This window comes from Burkholderia sp. TSV86, from assembly GCF_001522865.1.
Classification (GTDB): Bacteria; Pseudomonadota; Gammaproteobacteria; order Burkholderiales; family Burkholderiaceae; genus Burkholderia.
Map to the genome: position 1 here is coordinate 141,234 of NZ_LOWB01000103.1, position 16,550 is coordinate 157,783.

Annotated in this window: 13 protein-coding genes and 2 pseudogenes; 5 read left to right on the forward strand and 10 right to left on the reverse strand. The window is 66.4% G+C overall.

Annotated elements, in window-relative coordinates; translation table 11 throughout:
* Positions 1 to 304: 304 nt before the first annotated feature.
* The 3 genes from WS68_RS17905 to WS68_RS17915 all read left to right on the forward strand — a co-directional run bounded on the left by WS68_RS17905 (position 305) and on the right by WS68_RS17915 (position 2,360).
* Positions 305 to 1,075: a class I SAM-dependent methyltransferase gene (locus tag WS68_RS17905; RefSeq protein ID WP_059572057.1), complete on the forward strand. Its 771-nt coding sequence runs from the start codon at positions 305 to 307 to the stop codon at positions 1,073 to 1,075.
* Between the two features lie 272 nt (positions 1,076 to 1,347).
* On the forward strand, positions 1,348 to 1,542 hold the full coding sequence (locus WS68_RS17910; protein ID WP_059572058.1) for a DUF3562 domain-containing protein: 195 nt from the start codon (positions 1,348 to 1,350) through the stop codon (positions 1,540 to 1,542).
* A gap of 500 nt (positions 1,543 to 2,042) precedes the next feature.
* The gene (locus WS68_RS17915) at positions 2,043 to 2,360 is read left to right on the forward strand and encodes a hypothetical protein (protein ID WP_197419636.1); all 318 of its coding nucleotides are present in this window, start codon (positions 2,043 to 2,045) and stop codon (positions 2,358 to 2,360) included.
* Between the two features lie 229 nt (positions 2,361 to 2,589).
* On the opposite strand, the gene WS68_RS17920 is transcribed toward WS68_RS17915, so the two are convergent.
* From WS68_RS17920 to WS68_RS17930, 3 genes are read right to left on the reverse strand one after another with little or no spacing between them, the layout of a single operon-like run.
* Positions 2,590 to 5,454 (reverse strand): Hsp70 family protein, encoded by a 2,865-nt coding sequence (locus WS68_RS17920; protein ID WP_059572060.1) that lies wholly within the window; start codon positions 5,452 to 5,454, stop codon positions 2,590 to 2,592.
* Between the two features lie 3 nt (positions 5,455 to 5,457).
* Positions 5,458 to 7,305 (reverse strand): Hsp70 family protein, encoded by a 1,848-nt coding sequence (locus tag WS68_RS17925; protein WP_059572061.1) that lies wholly within the window; start codon positions 7,303 to 7,305, stop codon positions 5,458 to 5,460.
* On the reverse strand, positions 7,302 to 7,886 hold the full coding sequence (locus tag WS68_RS17930; protein WP_059572062.1) for a DUF2760 domain-containing protein: 585 nt from the start codon (positions 7,884 to 7,886) through the stop codon (positions 7,302 to 7,304). Before WS68_RS17930 ends, WS68_RS17925 begins: the two co-directional genes overlap by 4 nt.
* A 465-nt stretch (positions 7,887 to 8,351) precedes the next feature.
* On the opposite strand from WS68_RS17930, the gene WS68_RS17940 reads away from it, so the two are divergent.
* A complete protein-coding gene (locus WS68_RS17940) occupies positions 8,352 to 9,524 on the forward strand; it encodes an alpha-hydroxy acid oxidase (protein ID WP_059572064.1) in 1,173 nt (390 codons plus the stop codon).
* 78 nt (positions 9,525 to 9,602) lie between these two features.
* Here the strand turns inward: WS68_RS17940 and deoC are convergent, their stop codons facing one another.
* Positions 9,603 to 10,280 (reverse strand): deoxyribose-phosphate aldolase, encoded by a 678-nt coding sequence (gene deoC / locus WS68_RS17945; protein WP_059572065.1) that lies wholly within the window; start codon positions 10,278 to 10,280, stop codon positions 9,603 to 9,605.
* 138 nt (positions 10,281 to 10,418) lie between these two features.
* On the opposite strand from deoC, the gene deoR reads away from it, so the two are divergent.
* Positions 10,419 to 11,189: a DNA-binding transcriptional repressor DeoR gene (deoR, locus tag WS68_RS17950; protein WP_059572066.1), complete on the forward strand. Its 771-nt coding sequence runs from the start codon at positions 10,419 to 10,421 to the stop codon at positions 11,187 to 11,189.
* A 22-nt stretch (positions 11,190 to 11,211) separates the two neighbouring features.
* Here deoR and WS68_RS17955 read toward each other — a convergent pair whose 3' ends face one another.
* The 6 genes and pseudogenes from WS68_RS17955 to WS68_RS29015 all read right to left on the reverse strand — a co-directional run.
* Positions 11,212 to 12,282 (reverse strand): aldose 1-epimerase family protein, encoded by a 1,071-nt coding sequence (locus WS68_RS17955; protein ID WP_059572067.1) that lies wholly within the window; start codon positions 12,280 to 12,282, stop codon positions 11,212 to 11,214.
* Positions 12,283 to 12,284: 2 nt separating this feature from the next.
* Entirely contained in the window at positions 12,285 to 13,658 is a 1,374-nt protein-coding gene (gene fucP, locus WS68_RS17960; protein ID WP_059572068.1) for an L-fucose:H+ symporter permease, read from the reverse strand.
* Positions 13,659 to 13,727: 69 nt separating this feature from the next.
* Entirely contained in the window at positions 13,728 to 14,654 is a 927-nt protein-coding gene (rbsK, locus tag WS68_RS17965; protein WP_059572069.1) for a ribokinase, read from the reverse strand.
* A 591-nt stretch (positions 14,655 to 15,245) separates the two neighbouring features.
* Positions 15,246 to 15,515, reverse strand: a pseudogene (locus WS68_RS17970) (hypothetical protein); the annotation flags it as partial.
* 128 nt (positions 15,516 to 15,643) lie between these two features.
* The gene (locus WS68_RS17975) at positions 15,644 to 16,339 is read right to left on the reverse strand and encodes a YoaK family protein (protein WP_059572071.1); all 696 of its coding nucleotides are present in this window, start codon (positions 16,337 to 16,339) and stop codon (positions 15,644 to 15,646) included.
* A pseudogene (locus WS68_RS29015) lies at positions 16,336 to 16,550 on the reverse strand (hypothetical protein); the annotation flags it as partial. The gene WS68_RS17975 and the pseudogene WS68_RS29015, both read right to left, overlap by 4 nt.

The window sequence follows — 16,550 nt, forward strand, 5'->3', positions numbered from 1 at the left end:
TCGCCCCGCCGCGGCAAAGCAGGGCAAAATGGCTGATCGCAAGCGGCAAGGGTCCAAGTTACTTGAGCGCGCGCGCTTTGGCAAACCGGCTCGCTTGCCGATGCATCCCAAATGCGGCCTGCCGGGCACTGCGCAATTCATTCGGACAGCGATACAATCTGGCCGTCGGAGCCGGAATTCGGTTGGCCGGGCGCTGCGCCGGATTGCGTCGCTTGCGTCCCATGGTGTCGCGGCGAAAGTGGTTTTCCGCCGGCCTTTTCGCCGGTTGCAGTCAACTTGCCGTCAACGTCAAGGAGCGTTCATCGTGAGCAGCGATCCCCATGTCACGCGCCATCGCGCCCCGCAAAATATCTACGATGACGCTTCTTTCTTCGAAGGTTATCGCGCGCTGCGGGAGGGCGACACCGGCCTGAACGGCGCGCTCGAGTTCCCCGCGCTCAAGCGCCTGCTGCCGGATCTGACGGGCCTTGCCGTGCTCGATCTGGGCTGTGGCTTCGGCGATTTCGCCCGCTACGCGCGGGCCCACGGCGCGGCGTCGGTCACCGCCATCGACATTTCGTCGCGCATGCTCGAGGCCGCGCGCGAGCGCTCCGACGATCACGCGATTGTCTATTTGCAGCGCTCGATCGAAACCTACCATGCGCCTGCGCGCGCGTTCGATCTCGTCGTGTCGTCACTTGCGCTGCACTATGTCGAGGATTACGCGGGCGTTGTCTCCCGCGTTTATGAGGCGCTGCGCTCGAACGGCCGTTTCGTGTTTTCGGTCGAGCATCCGGTTTGCACCGCGTATCCCGCCGGCTGGGTGCGCGACGACGACGGCCGCAAGCAGCACTGGCCTGTCGATCGCTACCGGCAGGAGGGGCGGCGCGATACGCGCTGGTTCGTCGATGGCGTGGTCAAGTATCACCGGAGCATCGAGACCTACGTGAACACGCTGCTCAAAGCAGGCTTCACGCTCACGCATCTCGGCGAGCCCGCGCCCGTACCCGAAGCGCTGGCGGTGCGGCCCGATCTCGAATCGGAGTGCCGCCGCCCGCCGTTTTTGTTCCTCGCGGTGACGCGCGCGGGAACCTGAGCGGGCGCATGGGTGATTCGGCAAACGGCCGGCGAATGCACGGCGCTGTTCCCGATGCTTGCATGCCATGCGTGTGACGGGCGGGTATCTGGCGGGCATCGCGCCTGCGTCGATTGCGCTCGTTTTCGTCTGACTTGTTCGAATAGAACATCCATCACGCCTGCGGCGCGCTCATAGGCGCATTCAATTGGCCACGAAATTTTGTCTGTCTTTTAATGAACGTCCGCGCCCATGCCGTTTTGTCCGTTTCCCTCCCCACGCCGAGAGCAAACATGGCCCAGAACCGCGTCGACGAAATCGTTCAGGCAATCGCCTGCGAAACGCACACGCCCGCTGAAGCGGTGCTTCGGTTGTATGAAGAAACGCTCGCGGAATACAGCGAGGGCGCATTGATTCGCGATTATTTGACCGTGCTAGTCGCCAAGCGCGTGAGGCAGACCCTGCGGCTGCGCGATCAAGCGCATTGAGCTGAGCGCCGGCACATGCGCGGCGCGCCTGCGCAGAGCGCTGATGCGTGATTAAGTTAAACGCTGAATACGTAACCGCGGATTCAGCGCGAGTTGATTCGACATCCCAACTATCCGAATGCTCGACGATGCCGAATCGCTGACGGCGCATGGACGTCTGCGGCCCGGCAGATCGTTCTTGACTATTCACAGCCCGCCACCTAGTGTAATTTCGAAACCGCATGCCGCGCACCGTTGCTGCCGCGGCATCGATCGATAGCTGTTTTGCTTAAAGGGCCCATCATGTATGGGATGGTTGCTGCATTGAAACAGACCGTGTCGTTCATTCGGTCTCGAGCCTCTGGTCATCCCAATTGCTTCGGTAACCCGTTGCGACAATTCACTGCTTCGCCGCATCGCCGCGCGAAGACGGGTGACGCGCGCGCCAGTGCCGGCCGCCTTGTCGAACGGGCCGCTGTCTTGCGAATCGATCCGCTCGCTTCGTAACGATCCGTTGTCCGTTGGCCGGCATCGGCAAGCCGGGCTGGCTGCTTGAACCATCAGCGCTGTACGGCGTCCGCAGGGTGGGCTGCATGGGCCGCCGAGTTCGAATGGAGGTGTGCGATGCCTGTTGCCGCACCTATCCCGGCGTCTACGTGCAGGAGATTTCGAGCGGCGTGCGCACGATCACTGGCGTTGCAACATCGATTGCCGCGTTCGTCGATTTCTTCGCCTCGGGACCGATGGACCGGGCCGTGCCAGTGTCCAGCTTCGCGGATTTCGAGCGCCAGTTCGGCGGCCTCGATGCGCGTAGCGAAGCAAGCTACGCGATTCACTAATTCTTTTTGAACGGCAGCACCGAAGCCTACGCCGTGCGTGTGTCGTCCGTTACGCCGGGCAATGCGGCGGTGGCGGCAGCGATCGCGATGGCGGCCGCGCCGGGCGATGCGCAGGAGGTGCTGACCGCGACGGCGGCCAGTGCCGGCATAAGCGGCAACGGCCTGCGCATCGATATCGATTACGACATGGCGGACCCCGGCACGCAGTTCAACCTGCGCGTCACGCAGCTCAATCCCCGAGCAGCTTCAGCCCCGCCGGCAGCGATTCCCCGAACGCGCGGCCGGTATCCGCGTGATCGAGCGTCACGACCTCGCGCACCATCCGGCTCCACGCCTGCGGCGCATTCGCCGCCGCGAGCCGCCGCACGACGGTGTCGCGCGTGTCGAGCGGCAGGTCGCTCGAGCGGTCGCCCGTCATCCGTGCGATCTGCGCGGCGGCGAACGCGGCGGGCTCGACCTTCCTCCAATCGAGCGCGAGGATCGCGTCCAGCCAGCGGCTCGCGACCTCGGGCGGCACGACGCCGTGCGCGCTGCCGTACAGAGGACGCCGCGCGCCGATGCGACCGATCGCCCACCAGCACTGGGAGTTTTCGGCCGGCCGTTGCAGCCGCGCGAGCAGGCGCTCGCCGAGATCGATCTTGCGATCGACGGCCACGCGCTCCAGCGACGCGGACAGCCGGACCATATCCATATCGCCGATCTTCGCCGGATCGAACGGCAGTTTGGGCCGCTTCGCGCGTGCCGCGTCCTGTAGCCACGCCATTGCATCGAGCACCTGATGCTGCGCGTGCTCGTCGAGCCCGCCCGCCGCGCGGCGCCACAGCGTCCACCATTCCGACCAGACGCGGCCTTCGTTCACGTACTGGATGCCGTCGTCGAACAGCGTCCAGAGTTGCGCGACGCGCCAATCGTCGAGCGGATAGCCGAAGCCGGGGCGCACGCAATAGCCGGCCAGATTCAGCCAGACGCGTTCATGATCCGCCGAGCGCCGGCGCCGGCCGTGACGCTCCCACAGCGCGCCGAACAACTCGCGCAGAATGGCGATGTCCCAGCTTTCGCGCGGCCCGAGCAGTTGTTCGAGCTGTGTGCGTAGCCGCCCGGTCTCCTTGCGCTCGACATTCGCTAGGCGCGCGCCGAACGACCGGTCGATCAATTCGATCGCCTTGTCGAGTTGCGCGCGCGGCGCCGCCGCAGGCGCGCAAGAGGCATCATCAGCGTCGGCGGCGCGCTCGCGCCGCAGCTGGAATTCGAGGTGCCAGCGTTGCGACGGGTCGTCGGTGGCGATGCAGTGCATGTCGAGCGTGCCGACTTCGGTCAGTGAAGTCGTCAGCCTGACGCGCTGCTCGCGCGCGCGATTCGCGTCGCGTTGCCCGACGACGGCCGCCACCGGCGGCAGGCGGACGAACTCGCCGGCCGTCAGCTCCGCGAGTTCGCCGGGCCGCCACGCGCGGTCGGCGACGGTCGACGCAAGATGGAAGCGCACCGGCTGGCCGAGCTGCAACGCGAACACGCGATCGTCGAGGCGCACCTCGCGGCCCTCGTCGGTGCCGCGCGGCAGCACGCATACGCCGCGCGGCGTATGCGTGCCGTTGCCGTCGTTGCCGCCGACGTTATCGTCGAGCACGAGAAAGTAGCTGCGCGGCGAGCCGCCGCCGATACGCGGCGCATGCCCTGCGCGGGCAAGCGCATACGCCACCGCGCCGCGGGCGACGGCGACGTCCGGATGGTCGTTGTTCAGCACCTGCAACGGCTTGCCGCGCCAGCTGCCGAGCACGTCCGCGAGCCGCCCGGCGAGCGTCTTCGAGCGAAACACGCCGCCGTTGAGCAGCAGCGTATCGGGGATCGGCACCGCCGCGTCGGCGCACGCGGCGGCATCGGCAGCCGATGCGCCCGGCGCGCCGAGCGCATCGCGCGATTGGGCAGCCAGCCGGTTCAGGAACGCCGCGATATGCCGCGTAACGGCCGCATCGGCAGCATAGGGCAAGCCGAACTCGACGAGCGCCGCGCGCGAGCGGCGCGGCAGGTCGCCCGCGCCGCCGGCCGGGAAAAACCCGTCGACGACGATCCGCTCGGCTTCGGCGCGGCTCAACTGCGCCGTGCGTGCGCCGCCAACGAGCCGCGAGCCCGAGCCGAGCAGCGTGATGCCGACCGAATCGGGCGGCTCGTCGCCGAGCAGGCGCTCCTTCGCCGTGCGGCACCGCTCGACGAGCTGCGACAAACTCGCCGCCGACAGGCGCGCGCCGTCCTGCGCGATGCGCGTCTCGACGAGACGCGCGAGCGCGAGATCCATGTTGTCGCCGCCGAGCATCAGATGATCGCCGACGCCGATGCGCGTCAATTGCGGCTCGCCGTCGTCGATCCGTACCTTGATCAGCGTGAGATCGGTGGTGCCGCCGCCGACGTCGCACACCAGCACGAGCCGCGTTTGCGCGAGCGATTCGCGCAACGTCGCGCGATGCCGATACAGCCAGTCGTAGAACGCCGCCTGCGGCTCCTCCAGCAGACGCAGCGCGGGCAGCCGCGCAAGCCGCGCGGCTTCGAGCGTGAGCGCGCGCGCGCCGTCGTCGAACGACGCGGGTACCGTCAGCACGACGTCCTGATCCTCGAGCGGCGCGTGCGGAAACCGGCGGTTCCACGCTGCGCGCACATGCGCGAGGTAGCTCGCGCTCGCGGCCACGGGCGACACCTTGCGCTCGGCATCGGCCGCGCCCCACGGCAGAATCGGCGCGAGCCGGTCGACCGCCGCGTGCGACAGCCAGCTTTTCGCACTGGTCACGAGCCGCCCCGGCACTTGCGCGCCGAGCGAGCGCGCCAGCGTGCCGATCACGGCGGGCGGGCGGCCGTTCGCGCCGCGCGCGGCGTCATTTTCGCCGTGCGCATCGGCGTCGCGCCACGGCAGCGTCAGCGCGCCGGGCGCGAATTCGTCCGGCGCCGGGTGATAGCGCGCGGACGGCAGCAGCGGCCGCGCGCCGATTTCGCCCGGCGCGACGAGCTGTTCGACGTCGAACACGCGGATCGCGCCGCCCGCCGCCTCGGCATAGGCGACCACGGTGTTGCTCGTGCCGAGATCGATGCCGACGATGAACGGTTTCATCGCTCAGGCGTTCGCGCCGCCGCGCACGTCGAACTCCACCTTCCAGCGTTCGTTCGTGCCGCTCGGCACCGCTTCGAGTTCGAGCGTGCCGGCCTCGGTGACGCGCGCATGCAGCTTGACCGGCACAATCTCGCCGGGCGTGCGTCCTTCGGGCGGCAGCGTGGCCTCGATCTGCTCAAGCTCTTGCAACTCGTCGGCAGACCAGAAATCGAGCAGCGTGCCGACCTGATCCTGGCGGCGCACCGACGAGCCGAAAAACCGGAATTGCACCGGCTCGCCGACCACCAGGCCGAATTCCTGCGGCGGCAGCGCCGCCTCCGAACCTTCCTCGATGCCGAACGGTGCGACGCAGAGGGCCTGAATCGGCGGCTCGAGCCCCGGCACCGCCGGCATCGCCGATTCGACCGCGACGTAGTACGCGCGCGCCGTGCCGCCGCGAATGCGCACGCCTTTGCCGCGCTTCACGTAACCGTAGTAGGCCGCGCCGCGCGCCACCGCGAGATCGAAATCGGCGCCGCCCAGCAGGCGGGCCGGCGCCGCGCCCTCGGCCGCGAGCCAGCCGTTGAGCGTGCTGAGCACGCGCTCGACGAGCAGCGGCGACTTGAACACGCCGCCGTTGAACAGTACGGCGCTCGGATGCAGAAAGCTTGCCGACGCGGGCTGCGCGTGCTGCGAGCCGTCGAGATCCGCGAGCGCGGCGACCTGGCGGCAGAGGAACGCCGCGAGGTGCCGCGTGATGCCCGCGTCTTGCGCATAGGGCAGGCCGAGCTGCGTCAAGCCCGCGCGCGTGCGGGCAATGGGCCGCGCCGCCGCGTCGACTTGCGGGAAGAAGCCCTCCAGAATCGTCTGCGTCAACTCGGCGCGGGTCAGTTCGGTGCGAATCGAGCCGCCGATCAGCTTCGAGCCGCGGCTCGGCACGACGAGCGGCACCGCGTCCGCCGACGGATCGCCAAGCAGCGTTTCCTTCGCGCCGCGGCACGCATAGGTGAGGGCGCGCAACTGCCACGGGTCCGCCTGCGTGCCTTGCGCGGCCAGCTTGCGTGCGACGACATGCGCCAACGCCAGATCCATGTTGTCGCCGCCGAGCAGGATGTGCTCGCCCACCGCGACGCGGTGCAGCTCGAGGTTGCCGTCGCGCTCGACGACCGCGATCAGCGACAAGTCGGTCGTGCCGCCGCCGACGTCGACGACCAGGATGATGTCGCCAACTCTCACTTCCTTTCGCCATGCGCCGCCGCTTTGCTGAATCCAGCTATAGAGCGCCGCTTGCGGCTCCTCGAGCAGCGTCATGCGCGCGCAGCCCGCCGCCTGCGCGGCCTCGGCGGTCAATTCGCGCGCGGCCGGATCGAACGACGCGGGGATCGTGACGGTGATGTCCTGTTGATCGAATGGCGCGTCGGGATGCGCATGATTCCACGCATCGCGCAAATGCGTCAGATAGCGCACCGAGCTGTCGAGCGGCGACACGCGCGCGACTTCCGGCGGCGCATCGCTCGGCAGGATGCCCGCGCGGCGATCGACGCCCGGATGGCACAGCCAGCTCTTCGCGCTCGACACGAGACGAATCGGCGTGCCCGCGCCGCGGCTGCGCGCCAGCTCGCCGACCGCGAAATCGCGCTCGGCCGCCCACGGCAGCGCGAGATCGCCCGGCGCAAGCTCGTTCGGGTGCGGCAGATACAGAAACGACGGCAGCAAAGACGGCGATTCGAGTGTGCCCGGCGCGACCAATTGCGTGATCGGCAGCACGCCGAGGTGAGTCTTCTCGCCGTCGCTGGCCGTGAGATCCACGTAAGACAGCGCGCAATGCGTGGTGCCCAGGTCGATGCCGATCGAATAACGCGGCTCGCTCACAGTTCCACCTCCGCCGGCGCGATGATCGTCGCATCGTGTCCCTTGTTGAGCTTGGGCAGCCGCACCGCGTCGACGCGCCAGCCGCGATGGCCGATGCTGCCGTGAAACGGCGGCGTGCCGACGACGTTGCCGGTCAGGCGGATCGCGGCGGCGTCGAACCCTTCGGGGATCGTCACGCGCGTGCCTTCGGCCTCGTCACGCACCGGGCGGATCGTGAAGTGCTCGCGCAGCGCCTTGCGGCAGCCGTCATGGACCAGGCGCGCCGCGGCGCCGATATCCGCGTCGGCGTAACCGGAGATGTCTTCCTCGACGAAATCGATCAGGCGCGCGTCGCGCTGCAGCAGCGCAAGCAGTTGCAGCGCGGTGTCCGGGCTGGCTTGCGCGATATCGGCGGGCGCAGGCGCGGCGGCGGGTTGAGCGGGCGTGACGGGCGCGGCGGCGGAAACGGGCGCGGCGGCGTCGGCTTCGCCGTCGCGCAGCCGGCGGGCGCGGCTCGCGAGCGCGCGATCGCCGAGTACGGAAAAGAATAGGCCGAAGGCAAGTGACAGCCTGCCGGCAAATGAAATGTTCGGTTCGGTCATCGGAAAAAAACTCCATTGGGCCCGCCGGTGGCGGGCTATTGCGCCAGCCCCGGAACGAACCGGGTCCGCCGGCGGCGGGCCTAGGTTCGGCCCGCTCCAGCCTCTCGTCCATCCGAGCCAGGCGGCGCAAAACCTCTATTTTGCCTTGATCTGATGTCGAGCCGGTCGCCGCGCGTATCGGCGTGCCCGTTCGCGCGGATTTCCACGGCCGCGCGAGGGCGATGCCGGCCGCGTGCATTCGGCCCGCCGGCCTGGATCTGCGCGGGGCGGCGCGCTATGCGGCGCAGGGCGGGCGGCGGCGTGCGGCGCACTGCCGCATGACGGCGCACCGCACGGCAAAGCGTGCGCCCGCAGCCGGCGCGTCCGGTGCGCGGCAGTGCAGCGCCGTGCATCACGCCGCGGTTTGCCGGCCGCGCCCGATCGGATATCTTCACGCGTATCAAGCCGACACCCCGGAAGACAAACATGAAGAATGCATTGACCATCGACGATCTCAAAGCCGCCGCGCGCCGCCGTGTGCCGAAACTGTTTTTCGATTACGCGGACAGCGGCTCGTGGAGTGAGGGAACCTACCGCGCGAACGAGACGGATTTCGAGGCGATCAAGCTGCGCCAGCGCGTGCTCGTCGACATGAGCAACCGGTCGCTCGCGACGACGATGGCTGGCCAGAGCGCGTCGATGCCCGTCGCGATCGCGCCGACCGGCCTGACCGGCATGCAGCACGCGGACGGCGAAATTCTTGCCGCGCAGGCAGCCGAGGCGTTCGGCGTGCCGTTCTCGCTGTCGACGATGAGCATCTGCTCGATCGAGGACGTCGCCGCGCACACGGCAAAGCCGTTCTGGTTCCAGCTGTACGTGATGAAGGACCGCGATTTCGTCGCGGCGCTGATCGAGCGCGCGAAGGCGGCGCGCTGCTCGGCGTTGATCGTGACGCTCGATTTGCAGATTCTCGGCCAGCGGCACAAGGATCTGCGCAACCGCCTGTCCGCGCCCCCGAAGCTCACGCCGCTGCATCTGTGGCAGATGGCGCGCTGCCCGCGCTGGTGTTTCGGCATGGCGCGCACGCAGCGCCGCTCGTTCGGCAACATCGTCGGGCATGCGCGCAACGTGTCGGATTTGTCGTCGCTGTCCGCGTGGACCGCCGAGCAGTTCGATCCGCGGCTGTCGTGGCGGGATATCGAATGGATCAAGTCGCGCTGGAACGGCAAGCTCATTCTGAAAGGCATTCTCGACGAGGACGATGCGCGCGCCGCCGCCGACAGCGGCGCGGATGCGCTGATCGTATCGAACCACGGCGGGCGTCAGCTCGACGGCGCGCCGTCGTCGATCAGCATGCTGCCGCACATCGTCGATGCCGTGGGCAAGCGCATCGAGGTCCATCTCGACGGTGGCGTTCGCAGCGGGCAGGACGTGCTCAAAGCGCTCGCGCTCGGCGCGCGCGGCGTGTATATCGGCCGGCCGTTTCTGTACGGGCTCGGCGCGGGCGGGCGCGACGGCGTCACGCGCGCGCTCGAGATCATTCGCAACGAACTGGATATCACGATGGCCTTGACCGGCAAGCGTCTCGTCACTGACGTCGACCGATCGGTGCTGGCCGATAGACGCGGATCGCAGGCCGATGGCGCCTCGCGCGCGTGACATGCGCTTAACGCGCGCGCCGGCCTGGGCCGGCGCGTCTAACGCCGATCGAATCGGCCGGCGCCGCTCGATCGCCGCTCAATACGCCGCTTCGCCGCCGCCGCCGGTGACGATCGCGACGCCGGAGCTTGTGCCGAGCCGCGTGGCGCCGGCCTCGATCATCGCAATCGCGGCCTCGCGGTCGCGCACGCCGCCGGACGCCTTCACGCCCACGTCCGGCCCGACGGCGCGGCGCATCAGCGCGACGTCCGCAAGCGTCGCGCCGCCGTGACCGAACCCCGTCGAAGTCTTCACGAACGCCACGCCGAGATCGCGGCAGAGCTCGCAAACGCGTACTTTCTCGTCATCGCTCAGCAAGCCCGTCTCGAGAATCACCTTCAGCGGCACTGCGCCGCAGGCCGCGTGCACGGCCGCGATGTCCGCCTTCACGTCGTCGAGGCGGCCGCTCTTGAGCGCGCCGAGATTGATCACCATGTCGATTTCGCCGGCGCCGGCCGAAATCGCGGCCGACGCCTCGAACGCCTTCGCGGCCGACAGGCTCGCGCCAAGCGGAAAGCCCACGACCGCGCACACCTTGACGCCGGTGCCCGCCAGTTCGCGCGCGGCAAGCGCGACGTTGGCCGAATTCACGCAGACCGAGTAGAAACGGTGCTCAGCGGCCTCGCGGCAGAGCGTGCGGATCTGCGCGTCGCCGGCGTCGGCCGCGAGCAGGGTGTGGTCGATCATGTGGGCGAGCTGGGCAGGGGAATACGACATGTTTCAGGACTCCAAAGGGCCGTGCGGCAGCACGCCGCACGGAAGGTTGATGTTTTCATATCGGTTTGTTACAAATACGGCACTTCTGCCGGGCCCGCGCACCCGGCCCGACGAGCGACAGGCGGATAACGGACAGGCATGGAAACCAAGAAAAGCGAGCGGATCAAGACATTGATGAACATGCTGCAAGGACAGAACGCGATCCATCTGCGCGAAGTCGCCGAGCTGTTCGACGTCTCCGAAATGACGATCCGCCGCGACCTCGCCGACAATCCGCACGGCCTGAGTCTGATCGGCGGCTATGTCACACGTCATTTCGCCGCGCAGCGCAGCGACATCGGCGAATACCTGATCAGCACTGAGAACAACCGGCAGATCGAGGAGAAGCGCCGGATCGGCAAGCTCGCCGCGCAGTTCGTGAAAACCGGCGACACAATCTTCGTCGATTGCGGCTCCACGACGCCGTTCATCATCGACTTCATTGCGGACGATCTCGAATTCACGGCCATCTGCAATTCGCTGAACGTGTTTGCGAAACTGCAGCAAAAGCCGCATTGCAGCGTGATTCTGTGCGGCGGCGTTTATCATCGCAAGAACATGGTGTTCGAATCGGCCGCGGAGGCGAGCATTCTCGATACCGTTCGGGTGTCGAAAGCCTTCATCTCGGCGGCCGGCGTCAGCGACCGCTGCGGCGTCACCTGCTTCAATTTCCACGAAGTCGACGCGAAACGCAAGGTCATGCAGCGCGCGCAAAACCGCTTCCTGCTCGTCGATCATACGAAATTCGACGAAGTGCGCGCCGCTTACTTCGGCGAGCTGGCCGACTTCAACTACGTGATCTGCGACGGGCAGTTGAGCCGCCATTACGAAACGGCAATTCGCGAGCATGGCATCGCGCTCGTGACGTAACGCGAGCGCGCCGTATCCAGCATCACGCATCGCGACGCGCCATGCAATCGCGCACGCCGGCCGCGTCCAGATAACCGGTGACGACCTCGAACACGCGCGTTTGAGCGGGCGCGAGCACGGCGACGTGGCCTTTGCGGCGCTCCGCTTCGTAACCTTCCGGCTCGCATGTCGATGGCAGCGCGAACGCGGCGACCTGCTGGTTCACATTGTGCAGGATCCAGCGCGTCGCGCGCGGAAACTGGTCGGGGCGATAGGCGGTGTGGAATGCGCCGCCGTCCGGATGCACGAGCAGAAAATGCGCGACGCCGTTCGCGTCCGTTTGCACATCCCGCATGAAAAACACGATTTCCGGATCGTACAGCGCGGGGGCATCGAGCGTGTCGAGCCGCTCGGGCGCGCGCGCCAGCGTGGCCATGTAGTCGCGCCACGCGGCGGTGGGCTTCACGTGCGCCGGCACGCTTTCGCGCAGCCGCCGCCCGCCGCCCGGCAGCCACTGCACGAACCGGCCGCCCGGCACATACGCGTGGTTCAAGTGCGCCATGTACATCAGATCCATCGGCGTGCCGCCCAGGTTGGTCACTTCCATCCGGATCCGCATGCGCGCATCGTGCTCCTCGATGCGCACCGACGCGCGCGCGACGTAGTGGCTGCCGAAGCCCTGCACGTATTCGTATTCGCCCGTCACCTCGACGTAGGCGCCGTGCGCATCGGCGCCGACGATCATGCCGGCCTGGTCCATTGGCGCGCAGGGCATCTCGCCGTGCAGCGCGTGCGTGTCGTGCGGGCCGGGGCAGCCGTTGCGCAACATGCCGCTATGGAACATGAAGCAGCCGTATGTATCGATGATCGACGCGGCGCGCCTCGGTTGCCGGAACATATGCTTCATCGTCAAATCGCGGCCGTCGAACGCCGCGGCCCAGATCATCTGGCCGAGATACGGCAGCACGACAATGTGCCCACGCCGGTTCTCGAGCCTCAGCGCCTCGACGCCCGACGGATACGCGAACGCGGTCGCCGTGAGCCCATCGGTCCGGTATAGCGTGCGCGGCGTGTCGCGGAAGTCGTCGCGGCGCAGTTCGATCTCGCCCCGCATGATCAGGCTCCCGATGCGTTGCGGGTATCGGCATAGCGCGCCGGCTCGCCGGTATCGGCAAGCGCGCCGGGCATTGCTGCCGGCAGATGGCGCAGGCAATGGAAGCCGTAGCAGACGATCACGACGAAGCACGCGAGCGGCACGGCGAACGCAAGCTGCATGTTGCCGCCCGTATGATCGGAGATCAGTCCCTGGATCAATGGCACGACCGCGCCGCCGACGATGCTCATCACGAGAATCGAGCCGCCGTACTCGGTATCGTTGCCGAGGCCGTCGATCGTGAGCCCGTAGATCGTCGGCCAGCACGGGCCGAGGAACACGCTGACGCCGACCGCCGCATAAACGGCCGTCATGTTATGCACGCTGATCGTGTACGCGAGCAGCGCGATGCACAGCAGCCCGTAGACGATCAGCACTTTCGCCGGGCCGACGCGCCTCATCACGAGCGTCGCGATCAGTTTGCCGACGAAGAACGCGAAAAACGTCGCGAGCAGGTAGCGCGACGCGTCACGCTCGGAAAGCTGGCCGATCTGCATCGCGAGCCGGATCGTGAAACTCCACACGCCGACCTGCGCGCCGACATACAGGAACTGCGCGAGCACGCCGGCAACGAAGCGGCGATTGCCCGCGAGGCGCGCCAGTGTGCCGCGCACATCGGCCCGGGGCGCCGCCGCGCGCGGGCCGTTGCCTTTGCATGCCGGGTAGGGCGTGAGCACGAACACGACGAATACCACCGCGAGCACGGCGATCAGCCATTTGTACGGCTCGAGCGTGGCCTGGATCATCGCGAGCTGATGCACGCGCGCCTGGGCGGCCGACATCGCCGCAAGCTGCGCGTGCGACGCATCGCCTTCCTTGAAGATCAGGAAGCTGCCCATGTACACGCCGGCCATCGCACCGAACGGATAAAACGTCTGCGAGATATTCAGACGCCGCGTGCCGGTTTCGCGCGGGCCCATCAGCGTCGAATACGAATTCGCCGCCGTTTCGAGAAACGACAGGCCGGCGGCAATGACGAACAGCGCGGCGAGAAACATCCCGTATTTCGCCATCGAGGCGGCCGGAAAGAACAACAGGCAGCCGAGCGTGTAGCACAGCAGGCCGACGAGGATCGTCGTCTTGTAGCTGAATTTCTTCACCACGGTGGCAGCGGGGATGGCAAGGAAGAAGTAACCCAGATAAAACGCGGACTGCACGAACGCCGATTCAAAATCGGACAGGAAAAAAGACTTCTTGAATTGCGCGATCAGCACGTCGTTCAGGTTCGCCGCGGTGCCCCATAGCGCGAACAAGCAGCAGAGCAGCGTGAACGCGAACAGGGGCGTGCGGTTCAGATAATAGCCGTCGGGCGAGGGTACTATGCTGGCGCGATTCATGGGCGTCTCCTTCCCGGGAAGGGATGTTTTGTCGGTTTTTGTCGGTCTGGTTGGCTTGCGCCGCCGCATTTAAAAACCGGCGTCGCGGATAAAGCGCTCGAACGTCGCGGCGTTCGCGTAAGACTTTTGCGTGCCGAAACCGGTGACCGAATGCGCGGCATACGCAGATGCGTAACGCATTGCCGCCGCCACGTCGCGCGATTCGACGTAGTAGCGCGCGAAGCAGCCAATGTATGCGTCGCCCGCGCCGGTGGTGTCGCGCGCGTCGACCGGCACGCCAGGCACATGCCGCGCGCCGTCGCGCGACACGTGCAGCGAACCCTTGTCGCCGAGCGTGACGATCACGTGCTTGAGCCCGCGCTCGACGAGTGACGCGGCCGCACGTGCGGCCGCACCCGGCGAATCGACCGGCATGCCGGATACGATCGCCAGCTCGGTTTCATTCGGCACGAAGAATTCGACCGAGCGGATCCGCTCGAAATCGAGATCGGGCACGGCGGGCGCCGGATTCAGCAGAACCGCGATGCCGTGCCGCGCGCCGAATGCGATCGCGTGATAGACCGTTTCGAGTTCGATTTCGAGCTGCAGCACGATCAAGCCGCACTCAGCGAGCTTCGGCGCGGCCGCGTCGATGTCGGCAGGCTGCAGATGGCGGTTCGCGCCCTTGACGATCAGAATGCTGTTGCTTGAATCCGGCTCGACGAAAATCGGCGCGACGCCGCTCGGCACGCCGGGCACCTTGCGCACATACGTCGTGTCGATGCCCGCGCACTCGAGATTACGGATCGTGTTGTCGGCGAATACATCGTCGCCGACGCTCGTCACCATCACGACCGGCGCGCCGAGGCGGGCGGCTGCAACGGCCTGGTTCGCGCCCTTGCCGCCGCAGCCGAGTTCGAAGCTCGGCGCTTCGAGCGTCTCGCCGCGCGCCGGCATGCGGGTGACGTAAGTCACCAGGTCAACCATGTTGCTGCCGATGACAGCGATTGTCTTCATCTGTCTTCCTTGTCTTCCTTGGGATGAAGGGCAAGCCGGCTCGTGAATAAGCCGATATCGTGAATGGTAATAAAATCACATTAAATGTGAAAATACAATCATTATTCAGCAATCGGGTGGCGACGGCGCGTGGCAAGCTGGCGAGCCGTGTGGCGGATAGGAAGAACCTGCGGGATGTATGCCATGCGGTAGGCCCGATTGACGCCTGCCGGGCCGGCGTGCGCCGCACAAGCCTGAAACCTGGCCAACTCGCGCATGCGCATCGTCACATCGTCGGCGCGAATCGTTCCGTTGTGGCGCGAGTGCGGGATTGTCAGCGGTCGGTTTGTTGCGATGGATTCAAACGCGGCATCTGAACCCAGCCGGAAGCGGACATTACTAAATAGCCGTCACAGCAATTAGGTCGATAATTTTCATTATGTAAAATAATAACTATGGCCTGAAGTTCACCGCTCCATCGAGCCAGTGCCGGTCGCGATTCCCTGTTGACTCGGAGCGCGGAGCTTTAAGCAGGCTGTTGAATTACCGGTCGGCTGGACGCATGTCCGATCTCGCGTTTCGCGACGATCGCCACGAAGCTCTCGATTTTCGCAGCATCTGGACGACAATGTCGAGCTCGGCCCGCCCATTCGCCCGGCTCGCCTGCACGTTGACCAACAGACCGTGCCGGTTGCCGGTCAGCACATGGCTGAAATAGCTGAGCAACGCCGGCGCCACGTAGTGCTCACCCGACAGTAAACCGCGTTCTTCTGCCGTTTCTACCGTCGCGTTAAACAACTCCATCATGGCTCGAATTCCAGCAGACGGTCCTGATTCTTTCTGACCACCGAGTGATTCCAACACCGTATCCTCAATCGACAGGAACGGAGAGCGTGGAGAACGCGCCTTCGTGACGCTCGCTCGGTTCGATACTCGCAGGTCGCGGATTCGATGAATTCGAGGGTGGGCATGAGATTACAGGGCCGACGTGGCACCACACCACTTCCATCTCACCCGCGACTCGATGTGGCTGCGCCTTCTCGCTTTCCGGGGGACAACGCCAGCACCACAAGCGCACAAGCCGGCACGAGCAGTGCCAGAAATCCGACGTGGCGGAAACCGAGCGCACCCGCCATCGCGCCCAGCGCGAAAGCGGCGATCGCCGGCAGCATCTTGCCGAACCGCCCCCGCGCTTCCGTGCGTGCACTGTCGGCCGTGCCGGCGGACAGCATGTCGACGACGTCGAGGATCGCCTGCGTGACGTTCCCTGTCATCACGGTGTTCGGTACGCCGGCGCGCGCAACCACGCGCGGATGCGCGTTCTGCACGCCCATCGCGAACGTGCCGACGATACCGGCCACGAGAGCCGGCAGGCTGTCGGGTTGAGTAACGGGCGTTGCCCAGACGCCTGCGGTGCAGAAGCCGAACAAGAGCACTGCCTGCACCGCATGAAGTGCGCGAGCGCCCTGCCATGCCGGTCGTGCGGACATCGACCGCACGATCAGGCTTGCTGCGACGACGCCGCACACAAACGCGGGGAAAACACTTAGCTTCAGCAAGATGCCCTGCCCGAAACCCGCGACACCAGCGCCGATCAACACGAAGTTGCCCGTCACGTGGGCGGTAAACAGTCCAAACAGCGAAACGAAGCTCAGCGTATCGACGAACCCGGCCACCGCGGAAAGAATGGTGTCCTCGGATCTCATTTCGCAACGCTTGCGTGAATCTCGGCAATGTAGCCGCCAGGAAACTGGACGATCGCCGCGTCACGTCCGTCCGAATTAAACGGCGGCACGAGCATGGCAACGCCGGCGACCCCGGCTCTCTCGAGTGTCGAGCCCTGAATCGCCCCGGGTTCATCGGAGACCGATTTGTTTGAGTCAGGCCGCCTTGGCGACGTCCTCAAACTGCCGATAG